The sequence below is a fragment of the Paenibacillus dendrobii genome, from assembly GCF_009807035.1.
Lineage (GTDB): Bacteria > Bacillota > Bacilli > Paenibacillales > Paenibacillaceae > Paenibacillus_AQ > Paenibacillus_AQ dendrobii.
Window position 1 is genome coordinate 1,772,253 of the sequence record NZ_WUBI01000001.1, and the last position, 25,130, is coordinate 1,797,382.

The following is a 25,130-nucleotide window of genomic DNA, read 5'->3' on the forward strand; positions in this document are numbered from 1 at the left end:
AAACGTAATTAATTCGATTCGTTCTTGCCAATTTCACCAAGGAGCTTCTCGATGTGACTGCCATAGGCAATCGATTCATCGAATTTGAAGATCAGCTCCGGCGTGTGACGAAGACGGACCCGCTTGCCGAGCTCGGAACGAAGAAAACCATTCGCTTTCTCCAGAGCTTTCAGCGAGTTCGTTTTTTGTTCTTCATCACCAAGCACACTGAGATAAATCTTGGCCTGGGATAAATCATTTGTTACATCCACGCCGGTTACGGTCAAGAAACCGATGCGTGGATCTTTTAGTTCACTTTGAATGAGTTGGCTCAGTTCTTTTTTGATCTGTTCGCCAACGCGTCCAACACGTATTTTAGCCATACCTGTTCACCTCTTTACCTACTTGCGCTCAACGGCCTCCATGATGAATGCCTCGATGACGTCGCCTTCTTTAAGGTCATTATATCCCTGAAGGGTAATACCGCATTCATAGCCTTGGGCAACTTCTTTGGCATCATCCTTGAAGCGTTTGAGCGTGTCAATTTTGCCCTCATGAACAACGATGCCTTCGCGAATCAGGCGGAATTCGGCGTTACGCGTAATTTTGCCTTGAGTGACCATGCAGCCGGCAATGGTGCCCACTTTGCTGATTTTAAACAGGTTGCGGACTTCGGCGTGGCCGATAACCACTTCTTTATATTCAGGATCCAGCATGCCTTTCATCGCTTGCTCGATTTCTTCAATGACATTGTAAATGACGCGATGCAGACGAATATCAACTTTCTCTTGCTCAGCTGTAGCGCCTGCTTGAGGATCTGGACGGACGTTAAAGCCGATTACGATTGCGTTCGATGCAGCCGCCAGGATGATATCGGATTCCGTAATGGCACCGGCACCACTGTGAATGATCTTGACGCGCACGCCTTCCACTTCGATTTTAGCCAAAGAGCCTTTCAGCGCTTCAACCGAACCTTGAACGTCACCTTTAATAATCACATTCAGATCTTTGATTTCGCCGTCTTTAATATGCTGGAACAAATCATCCAGCGTCACGCGCACATTGCTGCCCAGATCGGATTGACGCTGGGTAATGGAACGCTTCTCGGCGATCGAACGTGCTTTACGCTCATCTTCAAATACCATGAACGGATCGCCCGCTTGAGGAACCTCTGTCAAACCGGTGATTTCCACAGGCGTAGACGGGCCTGCTTCTTTCAGACGGCGTCCTTTATCATTAACCATGGCACGAACGCGTCCGAAACAGTTGCCTGCTACAAAGGCGTCTCCGACTTTAAGAGTACCATGTTGAACCAGAATCCGGGCTACAGGACCGCGGCCTTTATCAAGTTCGGCCTCAATAACCGCACCACGTGCGCGTTTGTCCGGGTTGGCTTTGTAGTCGTTAACCTCGGATACGAGCAAAATCATTTCCAGCAGGTCTTCAAGTCCCATTTTCTGCTTCGCCGAAACGTTGACGAAAATGGTATCGCCGCCCCACTCTTCCGGAACCAATCCGTATTCTGTCAGTTCCTGCTTCACTTTATCCGGATTCGCATCCGGTTTATCGATTTTGTTCACCGCTACGATAATTGGCAGTTCTGCCGCCTTCGCATGGTTCACCGCTTCCACTGTCTGCGGCATGACACCGTCGTCAGCTGCAACAACGATAATGGTGATATCCGTAATCTGAGCACCACGAGCACGCATGGCCGTAAAAGCTTCGTGACCCGGTGTATCGAGGAAGGTAATCTTTTTGTTGTTGATTTCAACCTGATAAGCACCGATATGCTGCGTGATTCCGCCTGCTTCGCCGCCCGTTACGTTTGTGGAACGAATCGCATCCAGCAGCGTCGTTTTACCATGGTCAACGTGACCCATAATGGTAACAACTGGCGGACGGGTTTTCAAATTTTCTGGCTCATCATTCTCTTCCGTTGTTTCGAAGCGATCATCTTCTACGACGATTTTCACTTCAACTTCTACGCCAAATTCCCCGGCGAGAAGCAGGATCGTGTCAATATCAAGCTCTTGGTTAATGGTTGCCATAACGCCCATGAGAATGAGCTTTTTGATAACCTCGGAAGCATCCTTATGAAGAAGTTTGGCAGTTTCGCCAACCGTCATCGTGCCGCGAACGATAATCTTCTTCGGCGTGTTGTCGATTTTTTCGCGTGGAGGCTGATTTTGCTGTCTGCCTCTGTTGTTCTTGCCGCCGCGATTGTTATTACGGTTAAATGAACCGGACTTATTGTTGCCGTCTTCAAACCGTCTGGAGCCCCCGCCTTTGCCGCGGTTTTGGTTAGAGTTCTGATTACGGTTGCCACCGCGGTTATCGCTTGACGCGCCACCTTCAGGACGGCTTCCCGTTGGTTGAGGACGATTTCCGGATTGCTGAGGGCGTCCCTGATTGTTGCTAGGGCGCTGGCCTCCGAATTGTTGTCCGCTTGGACCACGGTTGGCACCGCCTTGGCCGGAACCTTGCGGACGTCCGCCCTGGGATGATCCCTGGCTGCGGTTGCCCGTATTTGAACCTGTTGACTGACTGCGGTTACCTGTTCCACTATGCTGGCCTTGCGGTCTGCTGCTTGACTGCCCGCCTTGAGCTCCGCCTTGACTTCTACGGGAATCCTGCCCGCCCTGGGTTCTTTGCGAACCATTTTGTGTGGTTTGATTAGATTTATTATTCATACTTACCTGCTTTTCCTGTTGTTTTTGGGGTTGGCTTTGTCCTGCTGGCCTGCTTCCCTGATTCTTATCTGCCCGATTGTCATTTTTTATAGAAGATGTATTAGCTGTCGTTTGAACTTCCCCGCTTTCTCTTTTCGCAGCGGCATTCGATTTGATATCTCGAAAAAATTGTTCCACTTTTGAAACCGAATCATTCTCCATCACGCTCATATGATTGTTCACGGGAATATTCAGTCTCTTCAAGATGGTAATAATTTCTTTGCTGCTCATATTTAGTGATTTGGCATATTCGTACACACGCAGTTTATCTTTACTGTCTTGTTTACTCAATATACTCCACCTCCGACATTATCTCCAAGCTTTTGGAGATCATTTCTGCGAATCCTTGATCCGTAATTGCGAGCACAACCCTTTCGGGTTTACCGATGCTTGTGCCCAGACTTTCGCGGTCAAATCCGATCACCAGAGGGATGTTGTATGTTCCACATTTGTCACGGAACTTTTTCTGTGTATTTGCTGAGGCGTCACCCGCAAGTATAACTAGCTTTGCTTCAGAGGACCGTATCGCTTTCAGCACAATTTCGTCACCGGTTTGAATCTTTCCCGCACGCATGGCAAGACCGAGGCGGGAGAAGAATTTATTCATCGCCTGAGCTTTCCTTGACCGCCAGGAATTCATCCTCCACCGAGATAAAATCCTCGGCGAGTTGTTCATAAATCTCCGGTTTCACGTGATGCTTCAGGGCACGGTCCAGTGACTTGTTTTTTTGTGCCAGCTTAAAGCATGAAACTTTACCGCACAGGTAGGCTCCGCGACCTGACTTCTTGCCAGTCAGGTCTATCAGCACTTCGTCTTCCGGTGTCTTCACAATGCGGATCAGTTCTTTCTTCGGCATCATCTCTTGGCACGCCACGCATTTGCGCAGCGGCACTTTTCTTTGCTTCATCATGGCGTAACCCCCGTCCTCTTAATATTAATCGACGGAGACGGAATCCTGATGCATTTCAGCCGAGGAAGTTTTCGGTCTGCCGAATTCCTGTTCCGCCTGACTCTCGCTTTTAATATCGATTTTCCAGCCCGTTAGCTTGGCCGCAAGGCGGGCATTTTGGCCCTTGATGCCGATAGCCAGAGACAGCTGGTAGTCGGGCACGATCACGCGTGCCATTTTTTCTTCTTCAAACACGATCACTTCCAGAACCTTGGATGGGCTCAGGGCATTCGCCACATATTCCTCCACCTGTTCCGAGAAACGAACAATGTCGATTTTTTCTCCGCGCAGCTCATTGACAATGGTCTGCACACGAAGTCCTTTCGGTCCAACGCAGGAACCTACTGGATCCACTTCCGGATTGCGGGAATACACCGCAATTTTGGATCGGAAGCCCGCTTCACGCGCAACCGAACGGATCTCAACAACGCCGTCGAAAATTTCAGGCACTTCAAGCTCGAACAGACGTTTCAGTAGGCCCGGATGCGTGCGGGACAGCATGATTTGCGGGCCCTTCGTGGTATTTTCAACCTTGGTGATGTAGGCCTTGATCCGGTCGCCATGCTTAAATTTCTCATTTGGCATCAGCTCGCCAAGGGGGAGAACAGCTTCAACTTTACCGAGATCGACATAGAAGTTACGCAGGTCCTGACGCTGTACAGTACCGGTTACGATATCTTCTTCTTTATCCACGAATTTATTGTAGATCAAGCCGCGTTCTGCCTCACGGATGCGCTGAGTAACGACCTGTTTTGCCGTTTGTGCAGCAATCCGGCCGAAGTCACGTGGTGTCACTTCGATTTCAGCGATGTCCTCCAATTGAAAATGGGGATTGATCTCTCTAGCGGCAGGCACGGAGATTTCAGTGCGCGGATCCAGCACTTCCTCCACAACCAATTTACGGGCATACACTTTAATTACCCCTGTGTTGCGGTTCATATCGACACGTACATTTTGCGCCGTGTTAAAATTGCGTTTGTAGCTTGAAATCAACGCAGCCTCGATGGCCTCAAACAGAATATCTTTGCTGATTCCCTTTTCTCTTTCAAGTTCATTCATTGCCTCAATAAAATCCATACTCATTGGAAATCAGTTCCCCCTTTCATCACCATGCACCTAAGCGTAAACGGCTTCGCCGTCATTGACAGGTGAAGCTTACGTTTCGCGACAGAAATCCAGGAATTTGCAATTGGTGCAAAGTCTTAATTCCTAGATTTAAAAAATAATGGCCAGTCTGGCACTGGCAACTTTTGCATACGGAATGGTGTATTGCTTCTTGCCCGCAGAAATCACAAGCTCTTCGTTCTCAAACGAAAGAAGCCGGCCTTCGAATTCCTTCAGACCGTCAACCGCCTCGTACACTGTAACAAATACATCTTTGCCTACAGCTTTGGCCACGTCTTCGCTTTTCTTCAGCGGACGTTCGGCGCCAGGGGAGGATACCTCCAGAAAATAAGCGGTTGGAATAGGATCATTCTCATCCAGCTTCTGGCTCAGGTATTCGCTGACCATGCCGCAGTCATCAATGTCAATGCCGCCTTCCTTGTCAACGTATACGCGCAGAAAGTAATTACTGCCTTCCTTAACATACTCCACGTCAACAAGTTCAAAGTTATGCTCATCCATAAATGGCTGGACCATTTCTTCTACAATTGCCTTGATCTTCGGTGTGCTCAAAGATTATTACCTCCAAGACTTTCAATATCCTATATACCAAAGAGTAAAGAGTGGGTCGCCCCACTCTTTAAACAACGGTTTTATCTCCATGATTGCCAAAAAAATTATAACATAGTCTGGCAACACTGACAAGTATCTCTCCTTGACTGCTTCCAGACACGGCAAGGGATACGAGTCCTTTTTGCCTTGTCAAGCCCCTCTGAAAAACGTCTATCTTTTCCTGTATTTCTAGAACAAGGAGAGCTGGTTGCTCTCAGGAAGACCGCGGAAGCAGCCCAATTGCGTAAGCAATTCAATAATGGACTTACTCGCCTTGGACTTTTGCTGAAAGTCTTCAATGGAGAGAAACTCTCCATGCTCACGTGCTGCTGCAATATTGCGGGCGGCGTTGTCTCCAATGCCCTGCATAGCCGAGAAAGGCGGAATCAGCGAATCTTCGTCCACAATAAAGCGAGTTGCTTCGGAGCGGTACAGGTCAATGCTCTTGAAGCTGAAGCCACGAGCTGTCATTTCGAGTGCCATTTCAAGAACGGAAAGCATGCTTTTCTCTTTGGTCGTTGCCTGGAAGCCCTTTTGCTCAATCTCGTTGATTTGACGATTGATCGCATCATAGCCCTGACAGCAGAGTTCAATATCAAAGTCCTCTGCGCGAACCGAGAAATATGTCGCGTAATAATAGATTGGATAGTACAGCTTGAAGTATGCTGTACGAACCGCTGAAATAACATATGCGGCAGCATGGGCTTTCGGGAACATATACTGGATCTTCAAGCAGGAGTCGATGTACCACTGCGGAACTTTGCATTTCTTCATCTCATCGATCCATTCCTGCGATAGACCCTTCCCCTTACGAACGCTTTCCGTAATCTTAAAGGCAAGACTGGCATCCATGCCCGCCTTATAGATCAGAAATAACATGATGTCATCCCGGCAACCAATAACCGTCTTGATGTTACAAGTGCCGTTCTTGATCAATTCCTGTGCATTGCCAAGCCATACGCCCGTTCCGTGTGACAGACCCGAGATCTGCAGCAAATCCGCGAAAGAAGATGGCTTTGATTCGATCAGCATCTGTCGCACAAACTTGGTACCCATCTCCGGCACGCCGTACGTAGCCACCGGCGTCCGAATTTGACCCGGCTCCACGCCGAGCGCTTCGGTGGAGTTGAACATACTCATTACCTTCGGATCGTTCATCGGGATGGTCGTCGGGTCTACACCCGTTAAATCCTGCAGCATCCGCATCATGGTCGGATCATCATGACCCAGAATATCAAGCTTCAACAGATTCGCATCGAAGGCATGATAATCAAAGTGTGTGGTCTTCCATTCCGCGTTGACATCATCTGCCGGGAATTGAACAGGAGTAATATCTTCGACTTCCATATAATCCGGAACAACGACGATACCGCCGGGATGCTGGCCGGTGCTTCGTTTCACGCCGGTGCAGCCTGCCGCAAGACGGCTTAATTCCGCGCCGCGCCATTTTTGATGATGATCTTCCTCATATTTCTTCGTGTATCCAAATGCCGTTTTTTCCGCTACCGTACCAATGGTACCGGCCCGGAAAACGCATTTTTCACCAAAAATTTCTTTGGTGTAATTATGAGCTTGCGGTTGATATTCCCCGGAGAAGTTAAGGTCAATATCGGGAACCTTATCGCCTTTAAATCCAAGGAAGGTTTCAAACGGAATATCCTGTCCTTCACCCTTCAGGTTGTTCCCACAATGCGGACAAGTCTTGTCCGGCAGGTCGAATCCACTTGGGACGCTGCCATCAAGGAACCATTCGCTGTATTTGCATTCTTCGTTCAGACATATATAATGCGCCGGCAGCGGATTAACCTCGGAAATACCAAGGAACGTTGCGACGACGGATGATCCGACAGACCCCCGGGAACCAACCAAATATCCGTCCCGGTTCGATTTTTTAACCAGACGTTCCGAGATCAGATAGTTGGCCGAAAAGCCGTATTTGATAATCGGTTCAAGCTCTTTTTCCAGACGGGCAATGACTACCTCAGGAAGCTCTTCCCCATAAATCGATCTTGCTGTTTCATAGCAGGTATTCCGGATTTCATCATCCGCACCTTCAATAATTGGCGTAAAGAGCTTGTCAGGGAACAATTCCAGCTCTTCGAACCGGTCAGCCAAATCGTTCGTATTCTTGACAACGACCTCCATAGCCTTGTCCTTGCCCAGAAATTCAAACTCTTCCAGCATCTCATCCGTTGTGCGCAGGTGCGCATCCGGCTTGCGGATATCCTTGAGCGGGCTGAACCCGGTAATGCCATGAATCGTAATATCCCGGAACAGCTTGTCCCCAGGGTTAAGGTAATGCACATTGCCGGTAGCAATGACCGGCTTGCTTAGCTTATCGCCGATATCACAGATCGTTTTGATGGCCGTCTTCAGCTCTGTCGGACTGCCCACCAGACCTTTGTCTACCAAATGCATATACATGGTCAGCGGCTGGATTTCAAGAATATCGTAGAACTGAGCCACTTCAATGGCTTCCTCCACGGTCTTGTTCAGCACGGTTTCAAAAAACTCGCCTTTTTCACAGCCGGATATAATCAAAAGCCCTTCCCGCATTGCCTCGAGCTTGGATTTCGGTATGCACGGTACCCGTTTGAAATATTCGGTATGGGACATCGAAATCAGCTTAAACAGGTTTTTCTTTCCCGTCATGTTCAAAGCGTAGATTCCGCAGTGGAATGGCCGGGTGTTCGACAAGTCCTTACCGACATAATCATTCAGACGGTCGAGCATCGTGAGCCCCTTGATTTTCTCGGCATCAGCCAAAAGTCCGTTCAAAATGCCGGCCAGTGCAATCGTATCGTCAATCGCCCGGTGATGGCTTTCCAGAAGTACCTTGTATTTATCAGCCAGAGTATTCAGCCGATGATTCTTCATGCTTGGATGAAGCAAACGAGCCAGTTCCAGCGTATCCAAGGCCGGATTGTCCAGTGTCGGCATACCGTACTCCTTCAAAGAAGCCTGGATAAAGCCCACGTCAAACCTTGCATTATGTGCCACCAGGATGCCATCGCCGATAAATTTCACGAATTCTTGCAGCACCGGTTCCAGATCAGGCGCATCCTTCACCATTTCATCCGTAATATTGGTCAGCTGCTGGATATGGTACGGGATCTTTTCATGAGGATTAACGAAAGTGGCATACCGATCGATCTCTTGACCCTCATACATTTTGACGGCAGCAAGCTCTGTAATCTTACTGTTCGTAATGGACAGGCCCGTGGTCTCGATATCAAACACGATATAGGTCGCAGATTTTAGCTCAATCGGCTGCGGCTGCATCACGACCGGAACGGAGTCATTCACCACATTGGCTTCTACACCATAGATCATTTTGATGCCGTTCTTTTTTGCTGCCTTGGCAGCGTCGGGATAACACTGAACGCCTCCATGATCAGTAATGGCAATCGCTTTATGTCCCCATTTGGCTGCTGTTTTGATATATTGGTCCACCGGCGTTACCGCATCCATCGTACTCATGGTCGAGTGCAAATGAAATTCCACACGTTTCTCCGGTGCGCTGTCTTTTCGGGCTGGCGGTGCTTGCACCTCTGCCAAGTCCGACGGAATCATCACAAGTTCAGGTATCTGCATAAACCGGTCATATTCAACGCGTCCGCGTGCTTTCACCCATTTGCCGTTTGCCAGAAGACTCATAATCTTCAGATCTTCCTTCGTCTTCGCAAACATTTTCATTTGCAGCGAATCGCTGAAGTCAGTGAGGTTGAACATAAACAGGGTGCTGCCGTTGCGGAGTTCCTTACTATCCAGTCCAAAAATGGTACCTTGGATCGTAATCTTCTTCTCTTCATCCTGAATCTCTTGAATCGGCACAGGCTGCTCCTTGATGTCATAGCCCACCTGCAGCCTAACCTCTTCACCGTCATCTTCTGCGCTGCGTGCTTCCGCTTCCATGTTGGTGATCATTTGCTGGATAACTTCCCGCTCTTCCTGCAGCTTCTTCTGCTGGAATTCTTCATATGCATCCCTGCTGACTTCACCAGCCTGGACTTTAACGCGTAGCGGGAGATCAAAATACTGCTGATAAAAACGGATAATGGCTTGATCAATCTGTTTCTTGCGTGCGAGCTCCAGCGAGGTATTATCTGTCATGGTAACGAGAAGCACGTCCCCGTCAAGCTCATGAGACGCTCTGGCCATCCATCCGTTGACCGAGGGAACCTCTCTGTGAATCCATTCAAGGAACAAGTTCCAGTAAGTATTAATAATTTCTTCGCGATCGACAGCAGCAATGTATTTAAAAACAAATGAAATCTTGGCAATATGCTGCATTTTTTCACGGAGCTTCAGGCAGAAATTACGATAGACTTCAGCAGGTACCAGCGTCTCCTTAATGATGGAAACCACCCATTCCTGATTACTGCGGCTCGTTTCAACCTGTTCGATGTATCCATCCAAAAAATAAGGATCAATTAGTCCGGGGGGGATTTCACCCTGTTTCATCAGAAGTTCAAATCGTTTTCTCTGCTCATCAGACTTGTCCATGTTCTCTTCCCCCTTGCTCGTTAAGCTAAAAATGAAAAGCTTCTGAACCCAGTCATAACTTCCGGGTTCACAACACACCGGGCCTACTTCTGGCAGAAGCTTTTCATTGTTTATTCCTCATTTCCGCTTCCGGCTGTTACAACGGGAGCAGTCATACAACATGCATCAATAAGCTCTGGCAAAAACGACCGTATGCTTGGCAGGCTGACCGCATACCAGGCAGGTGTGTTTTTCTTCCGCAGGGCTAAATGGAATGTTCCGGCTTGTTGCCCCTGTTTCTTCCTTAACTTTGCTTTCGCACTCAGAAGAACCGCACCAGCCGGCCAAAGAGAATCCGCGTTTTTCTTCCATGCTTGACTTCATTTCTTCCAGCGTATCTACCGAATAGAAGTTGTCTGTCATGAACTGCTTGGCACGGTCGAACATTTCGCGCTGTACCTGATCCAGCATTGCATTAACCTCTTCAACAAGGTTCGCCTGCTGCACCACTTTTTTCTCGCCGCTAATCCGCGAAACAAGCACGCAGACGCCGTTTTCCATGTCACGCGGTCCAATTTCCAGACGAACCGGAACGCCGCGCATTTCATACTCGTTAAATTTCCAGCCTGGACGCACATCGCTGCGGTCATCGACACGAACGCGTACGCCCGCTTTTTTCAACTCCGCGAACAACTCGTCCGTGCGGCCGACAACAGCCTCCCAGGTTTTTGGCGGTCCGATCGGAACCATGATGACTTGAGTCGGAGCCACTTTAGGTGGCAGAGCTAGACCGCGGTCATCTCCGTGCACCATAATGATCGAACCAATCAGACGTGTGCTTGTACCCCAGGACGTCGTATGCACATATTCCTGTTTATTTTCACGGCTCAAATATTGAATGTCGAAAGCTACCGCGAAATTGGTTCCGAGATAATGAGAGGTTCCCGCTTGAACCGCCCGTCCATCCTTCATCATCGCTTCGATGGAGAAGGTATCCACGGCACCCGCGAATTTCTCGGATGGTGTCTTCTGACCTGTAATGACCGGAATGGCCAAATATTCTTCAACAAAGTCGCGATAGACTTCGAGCATTTTCATCGTTTCTTCGCGTGCTTCTTCTTCTGTCTCGTGAGCGGTATGGCCCTCTTGCCACAAGAACTCGCTCGTACGGAGGAATGGCAGCGTACGTTTTTCCCATCTTACCACGTTAGCCCATTGATTGATCAGTACCGGCAGATCACGATAAGACTGGATCCATTTCGAATACATATGCCCAAACATCGTTTCTGAAGTCGGACGGATCGCCAGACGCTCTTCCAGCTTATCGCCGCCTGCTTCGGTTACCCAAGGCAGCTCAGGATTAAAGCCCTCAACATGCTCTTTTTCCTTCTGGAAGAAGCTTTCTGGAATGAAGAGCGGGAAATAGGCATTGCGGTGACCCGTTGCTTTGAAGCGACGGTCCATCTCTTGTTGGATATGTTCCCAAATTTCATAACCGTCCGGACGGAATACGATGCAGCCGCGGACGGGCGAGTAATCCATGAGTTCTGCTTTTTTAATAACATCGATATACCAGCGGGAAAAATCTTCTCCCTGCGGCGTAATCTCAGTCACAAATTGTTTATCGTTTGACATAAAAATGGATTTCCTCCCAAGTATCATCAATTATCCGTTGATTAATCGCAATATATCGTTGTAGGTTACTGCTATCATTAATAGGAAAAGCATCGCGAAGCCCACAAAGTGTACCATGCCTTCCCGGCTTGGATCAATCGGTTTCCCGCGAACAGCCTCTACTCCCAGGAAAACCAGTCGGCTTCCGTCCATTGCCGGAATTGGAAGCAGATTGAATATTCCCAGATATAAGCTCAAGATCGCAGCCCAGTACGTCAGCTGGACAATCCCCTGTTTGGCGATTTGCCCCGTCACTTCAAAGGTCCGAACCGGTCCGCCTATATCATCCATATTGAATTGCTTGATCAGTTGACCAAAGCCTTGGAAAATGATCTTGGTCGTATCAACCATCGCCGTTCCCGCTCCGGTAAAGGTTTCGCCGAATCCGGCTTTTCTAGTAGGGAGCTGGGGGGTAATCCCGACCTTGCCGCCTTCTTGACCTTCCATTGTCCGAGGTGTCAGTGTCACGTTGAAAACTTCTTCTCCGCGACGGATTGTCCACTGCATCGGTTTGCCTTTGGATTTCGAAGTCAAATCAATCATCTTCTCGTAGTCGGCCCCGATCTTCACACCGTCAATGGTATCGACGATGTCGCCCTTCTTCAGATTCGCTTCTGCTGCCGGCATTCCTTTTGAAACTTCACCGATCTGAACATAGGTCGGATTATCCAAAGGAATTCCCGCCATTTGCAAGTGAATGCCGAACAGAACAAACGCCAAGATGAAATTCATCAGCGGGCCTGCAAATATAGACATAGCCCGTTGCCCTACTGTTTTGCTGGCAAACTGGCGGTCCCGCGGAGCAATTTGTGTTTCCTGGGATTTGGATACGAGCATGGCCTGCGGATGAACGGGATACTGCTGAATCTCACCATCCACATCAAATCTAATTTTAAGACTTTCCGTAAGATCGATGAATTCGACTTCGCCTCGGATCACATTCTTCCGATTATCCAGCTGATCCAGGTAAATCTTTTTCACTTCACCATCTTTGACCCTGATGGCGACCGTCTGACCCGGGTGAATTTCCACCAGTTCGGGATCTTCGCCGGCCATGCGGGCATAACCGCCGAAAGGAAGCAGGCGAAGAGTGAATTGAGTTTCCCCGCGTTTATAAGAGAACAGTTTCGGACCGAAACCGATCGCAAACTCCCGAACCAATATACCGGCACGTTTGGCGAAATAATAATGTCCCCACTCATGCACGGTCACGATGACGAAAAACATGAGCACCGTTAAGAATACTACCTGCACCATTTCCAAATCGTCGCATCCCCCTTTATTGTCTAAGACCGAAGCTTCCTAATCCGTGAACCAATCACTTTGATTGATTCTCATAGAATGAATGATTATCCGGCAAAGGATTGTTTACTCCCTCACGCCTTCTGCTGCGATTTCGCTGTAAGGCTCGTCTCTCGATTCAGTCTATATAGATTATCATTATTCTCCGGCCCCGCACAAGAGAATCACTTTTGAGTCATTTTTTAGATAAGGGAGAAGAGTGGGTCACTTACGGTTAATCCATCCCCGCGCGCCTTTTTTACAGCTTAGCCGCGGCTTCCCGAGTGCGGTTGTCGCACTCCTCGATCTCCGAAAGTTCAGGTTCTGAAATGTTGTGATGCTGATCTAGCACTCTTTCGATAATATCCTCAATTTGCAAAAATGAAATCTCCTTGCGCAAAAACCGCGCAACAGCTACCTCGTTCGCAGCGTTAAATGCGGTTGTAGCTGTACCACCCATTTTACCACATTCATAAGCCAGTCTTAAACAAGGGAACCGTTCGAAGTCCATTTCGCGGAAATGAAGCTTGCCCACTTCGGCGAGCGACAACCGCTGCGAGGGGGATTCCCACCGCTCAGGATACGTAAGCGCGTACTGAATAGGTACACGCATATCCGGATTGCCAAGCTGTGCAATGATACTCGTATCTCTGAATTCCACAAAGGAGTGGATGATGCTCTCAGGGTGCAGAAGAACATGAATCTGCTCATAGGGTAGATCGAACAGCCAGTGAGCTTCAATGACTTCCAGTCCTTTATTCACCATGGTCGCCGAGTCGATCGTGATCTTGGCGCCCATGGACCAGTTTGGATGCTTCAGGGCATCCTCGACCGTAACCCGTGTTAATTCTTCACGCGTCCGATCACGGAAAGAGCCGCCGGAAGCGGTAAGCGTAATACTTGCCAGATCACCGCGGTTCTCGCCATTCAAACATTGAAAAATAGCCGAATGTTCGCTGTCAATCGGCAGCAGGTCAACGCCTTTTTTCTTCGCAAGTGCAGTGACAATATGTCCAGCCGTTACAAGCGTTTCCTTATTGGCAAGTCCAATCGTTTTCCCGGCTTCGATGGCAGCCAGCGTAGATGGCAGCCCCAGGCTGCCCATGACGGCCGTCACGACCATATTCGCATCTGTACCCGCTGCAATTTCGATCAAGCCTTGATCCCCGAAGTATACTTCGGTATCGGCCGGAACCTCTGTCTTAACTTGTTCGGCCAACTCTCGATTCGCAACCGAAATTTTCCGCGGTCTGAACTTGCGTACTTGTTCCAACAGCAACGAAATGTTGGTTCCTGCCGCAAGACCTTCGATTTGAAAATGGTCAGAATGCTTCGCCACTACGTCCAGTGTCTGCGTTCCGATCGAGCCCGTGGAGCCGAGCACGCTAATCTTCTTCATAACGAACCTTCTCTCGTGTTAATAAGGCATCAGCATGACGATATGTACAAAAGGAAAAACGATAATCCAGCTATCACAGCGGTCAAGAATCCCTCCATGCCCCGGCAGGAGCGTTCCGGAGTCTTTGATGCCATATACGCGTTTGTATGCTGACTGTATCAAATCACCCAACTGTCCGGCTACCGCACAAGCCAGTCCGATCGCAATGGCTCTCCCTAAGCTTAGAACTCCGCCGGACAAAACAGAGAAGAACACCGCAGCGATCATGGATATGACAATACCGCCAAGCGCGCCTTCGACGGTCTTATTCGGACTGATCGCAGGCCAAAGCTTGTTCTTACCGATCCACTTCCCTACGAAATAAGCTCCTGCGTCGCTGGCCCAAATCGATACGAGCAGCAGGAAGGTCCAGAACAATCCGTGACCATCCGGTGCGTTTCGGGAGTCGGCAATATAGAAAAAGCCGACTCCGACATAAACGGCACCCAAAAACAGCATAGCTGACTGCTGGATTCCGATTTTATTCTTGGTCAGGACCGTCACCAGCATGAACAGAAACATAAGAATCCAAATCGCATGATCCCATGACAGCGGAAACTCGACGTTTAGCAGCTTCCATGGAAACATGAACATCAGTATGCCAAGATATCCAAGCAGTGCCGTACCGCCAAATGGAGAAACCTTTGTCATCCGCACGAATTCATAATATCCAATCACTGCCATCGCCAGGACGATGAGATGGTACGGAAGACCTCCAAGCAGGCAAAATCCCAAAAAAACAACTCCAGCTATAATTCCGGTAATCAGTCGTTGTTTCAACGATTCTCTCCTCCATCAGGCTAAGTCAGGCCGCCGTATCTCCGCGTCCTGCGTTGGTATTCAGCGACCGCTTCATATAAATATTGTTCGTTGAAATCAGGCCAGTATATATCGGTAAACCACATTTCGCTGTATGCCATCTGCCACAGCATAAAGTTGCTGATTCGCATTTCACCGCTGGTACGTATGATCAAGTCCGGATCCGGAATTCCGCTGGAGAGCATATGTTGACCCAGCATTTCCGGTGTAATGTCGTCCGGGTTCAAATCGCCCGTTTTGATCTTTCGTCCCAACTCGCGCATGCAGTCAGTGATTTCCTTCCGACTGCCATAATTCAGCGCAAAATTGAGCACCAGTCCGTCATTGCCTTCCGTTTTGCGCACAGCCTCTTCCATCGCGTTAATCGTATAGGAAGGAAGACCTTCTCGGTCGCCCATCATTCGGACCTGAACATTTTTCTCGATCAATTCATCCAGCTCAATAGCCAAAAATTCCTGCGGCAATCGCATCAGAAAATCGACCTCGTCCTTAGGACGTTTCCAGTTTTCCGTCGAAAAGGCATACAGTGTCAAATATTTGATTCCCAGCTTATCTGCGGCAATCGTTGTCCGTTTTACAGCCTTCATTCCATTTTGATGCCCGATAAAGCGCGGCAGTCCATGGCTTTTCGCCCAGCGTCCGTTACCGTCCATAATAATGGCGACATGCTCAGGAACATTGTCCATTGATCGCTCTGGCGGTTGTATTTTGTCTTCCCGTGTCCACCACGATCGAACTCGTTTGATCATTCTAGTTCCTCCATGCGGGTTTCTGCAAAAAAAGACACAAACCCCACCATAATAGGAGGGGCCGCAAGTCTCTTATACTTCCATGATCTCTTTTTCTTTAGCTACGAGCACTTTGTCGACTTCCGCGATAAATTTATCCGTCGTTTTTTGGATGTCGTCCTGGTGACGACGGGATTCATCTTCAGATATATCGGTTTTTTCCATTTTTTTGATGTCATCGTTGGCATCGCGGCGAATGTTACGAATAGCTACTTTCGCTTCCTCACCGAACTTCTTGGTCAGTTTAACCAATTCTGTACGGCGTTCTTCAGTCAACGCTGGAATGACAAGGCGAATCGTATTCCCGTCATTGGCAGGCGTCAATCCGAGATCGGATTTCATGATTGCTCTTTCGATATCCGACAACGAAGATTTATCCCAAGGTTGGATCATAAGCGTACGCGAATCCGGCGTATTGATATTAGCCAACTGGTTCAGCGGAGTCATTGCTCCATAGTATTCCACCTGTATCCGGTCCAAAAGTGCAGGTGCAGCACGTCCGGCACGCAATGTCGCCAGATCTCTTTTCAAAGCGGAGATTGCTTTATCCATGCGCTCTTCCGCGTGTTTTTTCACCGTTTGAGGCATTAGTCTACACTCCCTTTAACGATCGTTCCGATTTTTTCTCCCTGAACGACCCGTTTAATGTTTCCTTGCTCGGTAATCGCAAATACGATAAGCGGAATATTGTTATCCATACACAAGGAGGATGCTGTGGAGTCCATCACACCCAGGTTTTTATTCAGTACGTCCAGATAAGTCAGCTGCTCATACTTTTCTGCCGTGCTGTCTTTGAAAGGATCAGCGGAATATACGCCATCCACTTTGTTTTTGGCCATTAAAATGACTTCGGCTTCAATTTCAGCTGCGCGCAGCGCCGCTGTTGTATCCGTCGAGAAGAACGGGTTGCCTGTACCTGCCGCAAAAATGACGACACGGCCCTTTTCCAGATGGCGGATGGCTCTGCGACGAATATAAGGCTCAGCAATCTGTTGCATGGCAATGGAAGTCTGTACGCGTGTCGGAACTTCAATTTGCTCCAGTGCATCCTGAAGTGCAAGCGAGTTCATGACCGTAGCAAGCATCCCCATGTAATCGGCCGTTGCGCGATCGATACCGCTTGAGCTGCCTGCGATACCACGCCAGATATTCCCGCCGCCGCAAACAATAGCGACTTGTACGCCCAGTTCCACAACTTCTTTCACTTGTTCAGCAATGGATGCGATGGTTACCGCATCAATGCCGTATCCGTTTTGGCCTGCGAGAGATTCACCGCTGACCTTTAAGACAACTCGTTTAAATATAGGCTCTTTCAAAATGTTTACCCTCCACTTTAAGACAGCACCTGTCTGGTGCCAGTTTAAGAAACCGTCTTTGCTTCCTGCTCTACAGGCAGAGCATACCAGAACTGATGTCATTCTCATACTCTAAAGAAAAACTTCCGATGCAGGCGTTAATAGCCTGAAAGCGGATGTTTTTCTTACGAGATCAGGGCGGTATTTTACGGAAAGCAATACGTTCTGATCTCTGAAAAAAGAGGGAACACTGGCGTGTTCCGCTCTTTAATGTTCACTGTGTATTCAAGCGTTATTGCCGCTTATTGCTTGCTTAGTTCTTAACTTGAGCCATAACTTCTTCAACGAAGTTATCCACTTTTTTCTCCATGCCTTCGCCCAGCTCGTAACGAACAAAGCGACGGATCGAGATGTTTTCGCCGATGGTGCTGATTTTTTCTTTCAGCAATGTAGCGATGGTTTTGTCCGGATCTTTGATGAAGGATTGCTCAAGCAAGCAGAATTCTTCATAGTATTTACCGATACGGCCTTCAACCATTTTTTCAACGATCTTTTCAGGCTTGCCTTCGTTCAGAGCTTGAGCCTTCAAGATTTCTTTTTCTTTTTCGATCTCTTCAGCAGGCACTTCTTCGCGTGCTACGTAACGAGGATTGGAAGCTGCGATATGCATTGCGATGTCGCGTGCGAATTCCTTGAACTGATCCGTTTTACCAACGAAGTCGGTTTCGCAGTTGATCTCAACCAGAACGCCGATACGTCCGCCGCCGTGAATGTAAGATTCAACAACGCCTTCAGTTGCTACGCGTCCAGCCTTATTTGCTGCTGCAGCAAGACCTTTTTCACGAAGAACTTCAATTGCTTTGGTGATGTCACCGTTTGCTTCTTCAAGCGCTTTTTTGCAATCCAACATACCTGCGCCTGTTTTTTCACGAAGCTCTTTTACCGCACTAGCACTAACTGCCATGGAATATTCCCTCCAAAAAGTTGTTCATTAATTTTTAGTTTGCCAGGGCCGCGTTCAGCGGCGCTTTGTTCTTAGATATATAGAAGCTGAGTCTACCGAAGCAGTTCTTCTTACATCTTAAAAAAAGGGCAGTGAGAGGTTATACACCTACCAACCACCCTTTTCATTTAATTCATATCTATACTGCTTATCTGCTTGACTTAGGCAGTTGTTTCTTCGCCTTGGTGAGCTTCCACCACTGCGTCAGCCATCTTGCCAGTCAACAGTTTTACGGCACGGATCGCATCGTCATTACCAGGAATAACGTAGTCGATTTCGTCCGGATCACAGTTTGTATCAACGATACCTACAATTGGGATACCCAATTTGCGGGCTTCGGCAACTGCGATACGCTCTTTGCGAGGATCAATGATGAAGAGGGCACTAGGAAGGCCTTTCATGTTCTTGATACCGCCCAAGAATTTTTCAAGACGATCTTTCTCTTTGCGGAGAAGGATAACTTCTTTTTTAGGCAGGACAGCAAAAGTGCCGTCTTCTTCCCACTTCTCAAGCTCTTTCAAACGATTGATACGTTTTTGGATGGTTTCGAAGTTAGTCAAAGTTCCGCCGAGCCAACGTTGGTTGATGTAGTACATTCCGCAACGTTCTGCTTCTTCTTTCACGGAGTCTTGAGCTTGTTTTTTCGTACCGACGAACAGGATTGTTCCATTCTCTTCGGCTACGCTTTTAACAAAGTTAAAAGCTTCTTCGACCTTTTTAACTGTTTTTTGCAGGTCGATAATGTAAATTCCGTTTCTTTCAGTGAAGATATATTTATCCATTTTCGGATTCCAACGACGAGTTTGGTGACCGAAGTGAACACCAGCTTCGAGAAGCTGTTTCATGGAGATTACTGCCATCTTCACACACCTCCTAAATTTGGTTTTATTGTGTCCTCCGCTGCTTTCATTTCCCGTCAAGACTTTCCATCAGGAAAGCACCCTTTACGAAATCCGACAGCGTGTGTTTTAACACCGTCATTTAATATACCATAAGTGAATGACTGATGCAACGCCTATTCCAAGGCTTTTTTCTCCAAGAATACGGAATAAAAAAACCGTCTGGCTGCATGTCCCATCAGCTAGGCGGTTTTGTCGTAATTTTGGCGATAATACTATTGAAATCCTCTCCCGGAGTAAATTCAAATGTGCCGGACTGGATCTTCGTACTCATTTTTTGACTTCTGCCTTTTTTAATAAAAGAAGCTGTATCCGAAATAATACCCGACTGTTTCAGTTTGTCGGCAACCGCAGTCAAATTGCTGCCGCTCGCGATTTTCACGTTTACGGAAGGAGATGCGGGTTTTTCAGGATTTTTGCTGACAACTGGCTTTTGCGCTTTCGGTGCTTGATCGTTGATCTTCGAAGTCGGAGAAACCGGTTGTTCGGGCGTCTTCGGCTCTTCCGTCTTATTCCCCGCATCCGGAGTCTTCGCATCGGTCCCCTGAGCCTTCGAGCTCTTATCGATCATTTGCCGCTTCCATTCCTCTTCAGTCATAAGCTTATCTTCAGCATCAATCACTTTCATATCCATAGCTTCCGCCTGTTCCTGCAATTGCTCTTTGGTCAGCTTGCCCGCTTCCGTTGTCTGGGAAAGAATCTCTTGATTCGCACCCGCATTCATCAGTTGGAGCAAAAGGACTCCCACCAGTAAACCGCTGCCCAGACCGATCATGAATGAACGATTTTTGATCACAGCGATCCCTCCTGTTTGGAAAGCTGAAGAATAAGCTGTACCTCGCCTCTCTGCATACCGATCAGTTTGGCGATACCATCCACCGACTTGCCTTGAGCATGCAGTTCAAAAAGATCGGGATAACGTTCCCTGATGGACGGCTCCAGCGTCTGTGCAACCGAGTCCGCCTCCGCTTGCATCAGAACTTCCTGTTCAACGCGGGGCTGCTGAGCTGCTGCACCTTCCTGAAACTGCGCAAGCAGGACAGAAGCAGCTTGTTGACTCCCCAGCTCTACCGAAGATAGGCGTCCCTCGTATTGAAGATTTTGCTGTTCGAGTTGTAACAGCCGCTGCCGCATTTCAGTGAGCTGTTCCTGCTGCGCAAGCTGCCTGGATGCAGTTTCCTGCTTCATTTGACCGATCAGCTCAACCAGTTCTTCGTTTTCTCTTTCGATATCATACATATACTGCTCAAGTGTCGCTTCTACTTCCTGAACCATCTTTTCTTTGTCTGAAGAAGACTTGTCGACTTGCCGTTTAGGCAGCATGAGAGCATATACAATGGCGGCAGCGCCCAGAATAACGACAATCATCCACGGTTCCAAACCTTTTGTTCCCCTTTAACTGCTTATTTTCAATAACATGAAGTGAATTTTGATCAACTACAGCGAAACATCAAGATGGTGGCCCTTAAAAGGATGTGCCGCATCATGATGCTCCTCCTGCTCCTGTTTGGAATGTTGCGACTGTTTTTCCCCGTCTTTGGAGGAATGTTGTTTTCCGTCATCCCTTACGGCCGCATTAGCCGTCTCATCGATACCCGAACTACGCATGCGGAGCTCCTGAGTTTCCTTCTGCTGCTGTCCTGCCAGAAACTGCTGCTCTTGCGAAGTTCTATGGTGAACATCGTTCTGTACCTTGCCAGCTTCTGTCGTACGGGGAATGGCGATTTGCATTTCTACCGATTTCATGCTCACGGGATTCACCTGCCTGCAAAGGATGGCCGAGCATCAAGAGCCCAGCATGTGCTGGTCGATTTAAATATAGGGTACCATTGAAATATCGCCCTCATGATAATACAAAGAAACGCGTTCCGCAGGATCCTTGATGAATCGCGTATATCTGCCTATAACGATCTTCGCACCTCCGTAGATCATTTTGATGATGTCTACTCTGGCCTTGACCGTATCTTCAAGAGTCTTCTCAATTTCAAGGATGCGTTCCTTAACTTCTGTCTGTTCACGCTGGTTCGACTTTTTGGTCGCATTAAGTTTAACACGGAGGGCTACCTTATCCGGTGTCAACTGGCCTGTAGAAGCCAACTGATTCAGGAGATGCAAAGCTTTATCCGTCTTATCAAGCGCTTCCAGTAATTGTTTGGTCCGTGCCCGAAGATCGGTCAGCTCATTTCGAAGCTCAGGCTGCACTCCCACTTCAATGGAGGTCATTGTCGACATACTATTTCCAACGGTACGGGCTGTCACCCTTTCACCAGCTTGAATGCTTCCTCCGACAATCAAGCCTTTGGTTCCATTGCAGATTATGTTTTTTCCTGCACGTATGTTGGAATGCATGATGCTCTGAGATACGATAACGTCTTCTCCCGCAATGACATTTCCGTCCTGAATAAACGAGCTTTTGACGTTTCTGCCGGCTTTAACGTATCCCTTGTTGTAACCGATAATTCCGCTCGTGATCTCAATGGACCCTTCGGCATCCAGTTCTGCACCTTCTACACCGCCGACAACGCGGATATCCCCTGCTGCCTTTACTCGGAATCCAGTCAGAACATTACCGCGGATAACGACAGTGCCCACAAAGTCGATATTACCAACGCTGTAATCAACGTCACCATTGACTTCATATACCGGAAACACGTTGACTTTTCCTTTATCAGTGGTCGCGATGAGTCCGTCTATGGCGGCATACATAGCTACTTGTTCAGGATCGAGAACAACGTTTTTGCCTACTTTAAAAAAAGCTTCTTTTCCCGGCTTGAAAGGAATCAAATCTCCGGTCACCGAGGTACCCGGCTTCCCCGGCTGGGGAGGTACCTTCTTGGCAATCAGCTGTCCCTTAATCACATTGTTCAAACTCAGCAGTTCTTTATAGTCGACCTTGCCGTCCGCGGTCTCCAACGGCTTCTGTTCCCGTTCATCTCGCAGCTTAAAAGCATATTCAACATATCCATCCTTGCCACTGACGGGTTGTTCCCCCATCGCGACCGGGGTGCGGCTGAACATATACTCCTCCGGATGACTGGCAATCCGGCTAATGATATCGCGTTCAATGCCAAACTGAATCTGGTGGCTGCGCAAAAACAACATCAATTCGTCTTCCGTACACTTAAAGCCCTCTTCACGCTTTGAAAATTGTATATATGCAACGCTCTTATCATCAGAAAACGTAACACTTAAAAAGGTATCCAACGCTAATTGGGCTGTCAATCCTTTTCCTCCCCTCTATTTCTACAGCATTTTAATCGTTTTGCATAAGCAAATCCCGATGTTTTTCCAGCGTTCCACGCAGTCGTAAAATCGCTTTGGAGTGCAGTTGAGAAATTCTCGAAGGCGAAAGCGACATAACTTCGGCAATCTCGCTAAGTGATAAATCTTCATAGTATAGCAATGATACAACGGTACGTTCTTTTTCGGTGAGCTTCTCCAGCCCTTTGATCAATGATTCCTTCAAATAAAACTCATTGACTTTGTAATCAGGATTTTTAGCCTTGTCATCCACCATGATGGAAAGGCGTGTTTCGGATTCTTCCTCCCGGATGGGATCCTCCAGTGAGCAAAGCGACATGACCGCCACTTCTTGCAACATATGGTGAAACTCTTTTTCCGAGACGTTCATATAGTCGCTCATTTCGGAATCCGAAACAGAACGAAGATGCTTTTGTTCCAGCTGCTGGTAGGCATCTTCGATTTTTTTAGCCTTTTCGCGGACGGAACGAGGAACCCAGTCTCCCTGACGCAGAGAGTCCAGTATCGCTCCACGGACCCGGAAAGATGCATAGGTCTCGAATTGGAGACCGCGTTTGTAATCAAACTTGTCTACCGCATCGATCAAGCCCATGACCCCATTGCTAGCCAAATCGTCCTTGGAGACATTTTTCGGCAGCCCAATCGCAAGACGGCTGGATACATAGTCCACGATATGCAAATAATTCTCGATCAATCTCTTCTTCGCTTCCAGACTACCATATTCCTTCCACTGTTCCCAAAGCTCGGCGTGATTCAGATGAGAAGTTGTTTTACGCTCGTTCACTTACCCTCACCCTCCTTATTTTTCTGTCAGGTGACGAACCGCTTTGGCCAATTCTTCAGGATCCTTTGTCGAGACCAGTTTCGGCGGTTGGAGTGGTGTAAAACCAGCACCGCGTTCATTGGAAAGGTCGGGTTTTTGCTTCAACAGTTCGTTCAGCTCGTCACTTTCATCGGGAGTCGTCAAGTCTAATTGGTTGCCCGTAGGCATGTCCTCATCTTTTCCGCTCACCGGCGCTTCTTCTGCCGGAGGGGCACTGACCGCAGTCCATGCCCACCGGAGCAGAAAAGCTAGAACAAACCATATAACAAACGACACAAGGCCACGTATAACACTTGTCATGAATAAATTATTCGTCAAAGAAAATAACAGGGTCAATATAAACCCAATAACGCCAAATACCAGATTAAACCGCAGATTTCCTTTCATGGCTACATTTCCTTTACACCCGTTTGTACACTGCGGATATACAATATTCCCGTACTTGCATCCAGTTCGATTGTACGCCCGTAGTTTCCGCCAGTGTCTTCTGCTATGAGCGGAATGTGAAGCTCTGCCAGCTTTAGCTTGCAGGACTCCACGTTCCGCGGTCCGATTCTCATGGTGTCCCCGGTGCCGGCAAATGCGAACATCTGCGAGCCTCCTGCCATTTTGGCGACGATGCGCGAGGGGGAAGCACCTAATTCCACAAGCTTGTCGAGAAGAGCAGGCAAGGCCGTGTCCGCGTATTTCGCAATATTTAGCTGTCCTTCTCGGGCAATATCCGAGGAAGGAAGCATCACATGCGCCATACCGGCCACTTTAAGCTGAGGATCATACATCGTAAGTCCGATGCAGGAGCCCAGGCCGACCGTACGGATGATTCCGGAACGCATGACCACATTCAGATCGGCCATACCTACTTTCACGATGCTTTGCTCTTCAATCATGATCTACAGGTACTCCCAGCGATTGAAAGATTTTGGCGAACGAATCCGGATCCGGAATCAAGAAAAACTGACCCTCGACCTCGTGATCGCCCTCAAGGAACGTTGTATCGATCAAAAGGGCATCGTCTCCCATTTGTCCGAACTGCAGCAGTCCATAGCTGAGAATCGCACCCGCCATGTCCATCGCCAGCGCCGGAACGGTAGGGGACATGGACAGTTTCGTAAAGTCAGCCAATGATGATAAGTAAGATCCTGCCAAAATATTACCGATTTCACTCAGTGCCGATAGTTCCATTTCATTAAATAAGCCGTCCGCCTCAGGATGAATGCCTACAAGTCTTTTAAGCAGGCTCTTGGCGGCTTCCGGACTTAAGATGAAGAAGAGATTGCCCGGCGCATCGCCTTCGACACGCAGGAAGATGGCAATCACGACCTGCTCGGCGCCTCCTACCTTTTCAGATATCTCTTCAAACGGCAGAAGCTGCACTTTAGGTACGGCCATGTCTACCGGTTTGTTCAGGAGCCGGGACAATGCTGTCGCAGCATTGCCGGCACCAATATTTCCGACTTCCTTCAGAACATCCATTTTGAATTCTTTAAAATGTTTAAAGACATCCACGGGCTACTCCTCTAAGCTTTCCAATTGGATAATTTCATTTTTGTTGAGAACTTCGGACAGATTCAGCATGATCAGCAAACGATCATCGCCGATTTTGGCGACTCCATCCAGATATTTCGCCTTAATGCCCCCAACCACTTCTGGAGGAGTCTCAATGCGGTCAGTATGAAGATCGATGACGTCATTGGCGGAATCCACGATAAATCCGACTTCCATGTCATTCACGGCAACGATAATAATTCGGGTCTGATCGGTGTATTCCCCTTCTGGCAGACCGAAACGTCCGCGCAGATCAATCACCGGAATGACCACACCGCGCAGATTGATGACCCCTCTTACAAAGGTGTATGTCTTGGGTACTCTTGTAATCGGAAGCATGCGCTCAATGGTCTGAACCTTATCCACTTCTATTCCGTATTCCTCGCTACCCAGTTTAAATACGATAACCTTGATTTCTTCTCCCATGAGAAAAACCTCCTTTTAT

25 protein-coding genes are annotated in these 25,130 nt (G+C 48.2%); all 25 read right to left on the reverse strand.

Annotation, left to right across the window (positions count from 1 at the left end):
- Positions 1-8 precede the first annotated feature (8 nt).
- Entirely contained in the window at positions 9-362 is a 354-nt protein-coding gene (gene rbfA, locus GRF59_RS07660; protein ID WP_160497003.1) for a 30S ribosome-binding factor RbfA, read from the reverse strand.
- 18 nt (positions 363-380) lie between these two features.
- Positions 381-2,999, reverse strand: coding sequence for a translation initiation factor IF-2 (gene infB, locus GRF59_RS07665; protein ID WP_160497004.1), 2,619 nt, complete (start codon positions 2,997-2,999; stop codon positions 381-383).
- Positions 2,992-3,315 (reverse strand): YlxQ family RNA-binding protein, encoded by a 324-nt coding sequence (locus tag GRF59_RS07670; RefSeq protein ID WP_127607335.1) that lies wholly within the window; start codon positions 3,313-3,315, stop codon positions 2,992-2,994. Before GRF59_RS07670 ends, infB begins: the two co-directional genes overlap by 8 nt.
- On the reverse strand, positions 3,308-3,616 hold the full coding sequence (gene rnpM, locus GRF59_RS07675) for an RNase P modulator RnpM (protein ID WP_160498183.1): 309 nt from the start codon (positions 3,614-3,616) through the stop codon (positions 3,308-3,310). Before rnpM ends, GRF59_RS07670 begins: the two co-directional genes overlap by 8 nt.
- A 27-nt stretch (positions 3,617-3,643) precedes the next feature.
- Positions 3,644-4,741, reverse strand: a complete 1,098-nt coding sequence (gene nusA / locus GRF59_RS07680; protein WP_160497006.1) for a transcription termination factor NusA — start codon at positions 4,739-4,741, stop codon at positions 3,644-3,646.
- A gap of 132 nt (positions 4,742-4,873) precedes the next feature.
- Positions 4,874-5,335 (reverse strand): ribosome maturation factor RimP, encoded by a 462-nt coding sequence (gene rimP, locus GRF59_RS07685; RefSeq protein ID WP_160497007.1) that lies wholly within the window; start codon positions 5,333-5,335, stop codon positions 4,874-4,876.
- Between the two features lie 228 nt (positions 5,336-5,563).
- Complete coding sequence (locus tag GRF59_RS07690) at positions 5,564-9,880, reverse strand: PolC-type DNA polymerase III (protein WP_160497008.1); 4,317 nt, start codon at positions 9,878-9,880, stop codon at positions 5,564-5,566.
- A 165-nt stretch (positions 9,881-10,045) separates the two neighbouring features.
- Positions 10,046-11,494, reverse strand: coding sequence for a proline--tRNA ligase (gene proS / locus GRF59_RS07695; protein ID WP_160497009.1), 1,449 nt, complete (start codon positions 11,492-11,494; stop codon positions 10,046-10,048).
- Between the two features lie 30 nt (positions 11,495-11,524).
- A complete protein-coding gene (rseP, locus tag GRF59_RS07700; protein ID WP_160497010.1) occupies positions 11,525-12,796 on the reverse strand; it encodes an RIP metalloprotease RseP in 1,272 nt (423 codons plus the stop codon).
- Between the two features lie 277 nt (positions 12,797-13,073).
- Positions 13,074-14,213, reverse strand: coding sequence for a 1-deoxy-D-xylulose-5-phosphate reductoisomerase (locus GRF59_RS07705; protein WP_160497011.1), 1,140 nt, complete (start codon positions 14,211-14,213; stop codon positions 13,074-13,076).
- 18 nt (positions 14,214-14,231) lie between these two features.
- Positions 14,232-15,032 carry a phosphatidate cytidylyltransferase gene (locus GRF59_RS07710; protein WP_160497012.1) on the reverse strand — a complete coding sequence of 267 codons (801 nt, stop codon included), beginning with the start codon at positions 15,030-15,032 and terminating at the stop codon, positions 14,232-14,234.
- A gap of 20 nt (positions 15,033-15,052) precedes the next feature.
- On the reverse strand, positions 15,053-15,820 hold the full coding sequence (locus GRF59_RS07715) for an isoprenyl transferase (protein ID WP_160497013.1): 768 nt from the start codon (positions 15,818-15,820) through the stop codon (positions 15,053-15,055).
- 72 nt (positions 15,821-15,892) lie between these two features.
- Positions 15,893-16,447 carry a ribosome recycling factor gene (frr, locus tag GRF59_RS07720; protein ID WP_160497014.1) on the reverse strand — a complete coding sequence of 185 codons (555 nt, stop codon included), beginning with the start codon at positions 16,445-16,447 and terminating at the stop codon, positions 15,893-15,895.
- Positions 16,447-17,175 (reverse strand): UMP kinase, encoded by a 729-nt coding sequence (gene pyrH / locus GRF59_RS07725; RefSeq protein ID WP_136604734.1) that lies wholly within the window; start codon positions 17,173-17,175, stop codon positions 16,447-16,449. Before pyrH ends, frr begins: the two co-directional genes overlap by 1 nt.
- 292 nt (positions 17,176-17,467) lie before the next feature.
- Positions 17,468-18,118, reverse strand: a complete 651-nt coding sequence (gene tsf, locus GRF59_RS07730; protein ID WP_160497015.1) for a translation elongation factor Ts — start codon at positions 18,116-18,118, stop codon at positions 17,468-17,470.
- 200 nt (positions 18,119-18,318) lie between these two features.
- Positions 18,319-19,017 carry a 30S ribosomal protein S2 gene (gene rpsB, locus GRF59_RS07735; RefSeq protein ID WP_160497016.1) on the reverse strand — a complete coding sequence of 233 codons (699 nt, stop codon included), beginning with the start codon at positions 19,015-19,017 and terminating at the stop codon, positions 18,319-18,321.
- Positions 19,018-19,234: 217 nt separating this feature from the next.
- On the reverse strand, positions 19,235-19,852 hold the full coding sequence (locus GRF59_RS07740; protein WP_160497017.1) for an endolytic transglycosylase MltG: 618 nt from the start codon (positions 19,850-19,852) through the stop codon (positions 19,235-19,237).
- Entirely contained in the window at positions 19,849-20,436 is a 588-nt protein-coding gene (locus tag GRF59_RS07745; protein ID WP_237391671.1) for a hypothetical protein, read from the reverse strand. Before GRF59_RS07745 ends, GRF59_RS07740 begins: the two co-directional genes overlap by 4 nt.
- Positions 20,437-20,493: 57 nt before the next feature.
- On the reverse strand, positions 20,494-20,802 hold the full coding sequence (locus GRF59_RS07750) for a hypothetical protein (RefSeq protein ID WP_202128511.1): 309 nt from the start codon (positions 20,800-20,802) through the stop codon (positions 20,494-20,496).
- A gap of 66 nt (positions 20,803-20,868) precedes the next feature.
- Entirely contained in the window at positions 20,869-22,278 is a 1,410-nt protein-coding gene (locus GRF59_RS07755; protein WP_160497019.1) for a DUF342 domain-containing protein, read from the reverse strand.
- A 31-nt stretch (positions 22,279-22,309) separates the two neighbouring features.
- Positions 22,310-23,101, reverse strand: coding sequence for a FliA/WhiG family RNA polymerase sigma factor (locus tag GRF59_RS07760; RefSeq protein ID WP_160497020.1), 792 nt, complete (start codon positions 23,099-23,101; stop codon positions 22,310-22,312).
- 15 nt (positions 23,102-23,116) lie between these two features.
- Positions 23,117-23,527 (reverse strand): hypothetical protein, encoded by a 411-nt coding sequence (locus GRF59_RS07765; RefSeq protein ID WP_160497021.1) that lies wholly within the window; start codon positions 23,525-23,527, stop codon positions 23,117-23,119.
- 2 nt (positions 23,528-23,529) lie between these two features.
- Positions 23,530-24,027 (reverse strand): chemotaxis protein CheD, encoded by a 498-nt coding sequence (locus GRF59_RS07770; protein ID WP_160497022.1) that lies wholly within the window; start codon positions 24,025-24,027, stop codon positions 23,530-23,532.
- Positions 24,020-24,613, reverse strand: coding sequence for a chemotaxis protein CheC (locus tag GRF59_RS07775; protein ID WP_202128617.1), 594 nt, complete (start codon positions 24,611-24,613; stop codon positions 24,020-24,022). Before GRF59_RS07775 ends, GRF59_RS07770 begins: the two co-directional genes overlap by 8 nt.
- Before the next feature lie 36 nt (positions 24,614-24,649).
- On the reverse strand, positions 24,650-25,111 hold the full coding sequence (locus tag GRF59_RS07780; protein WP_160497024.1) for a chemotaxis protein CheW: 462 nt from the start codon (positions 25,109-25,111) through the stop codon (positions 24,650-24,652).
- Between the last annotated feature and the right edge of the window lie 19 nt (positions 25,112-25,130).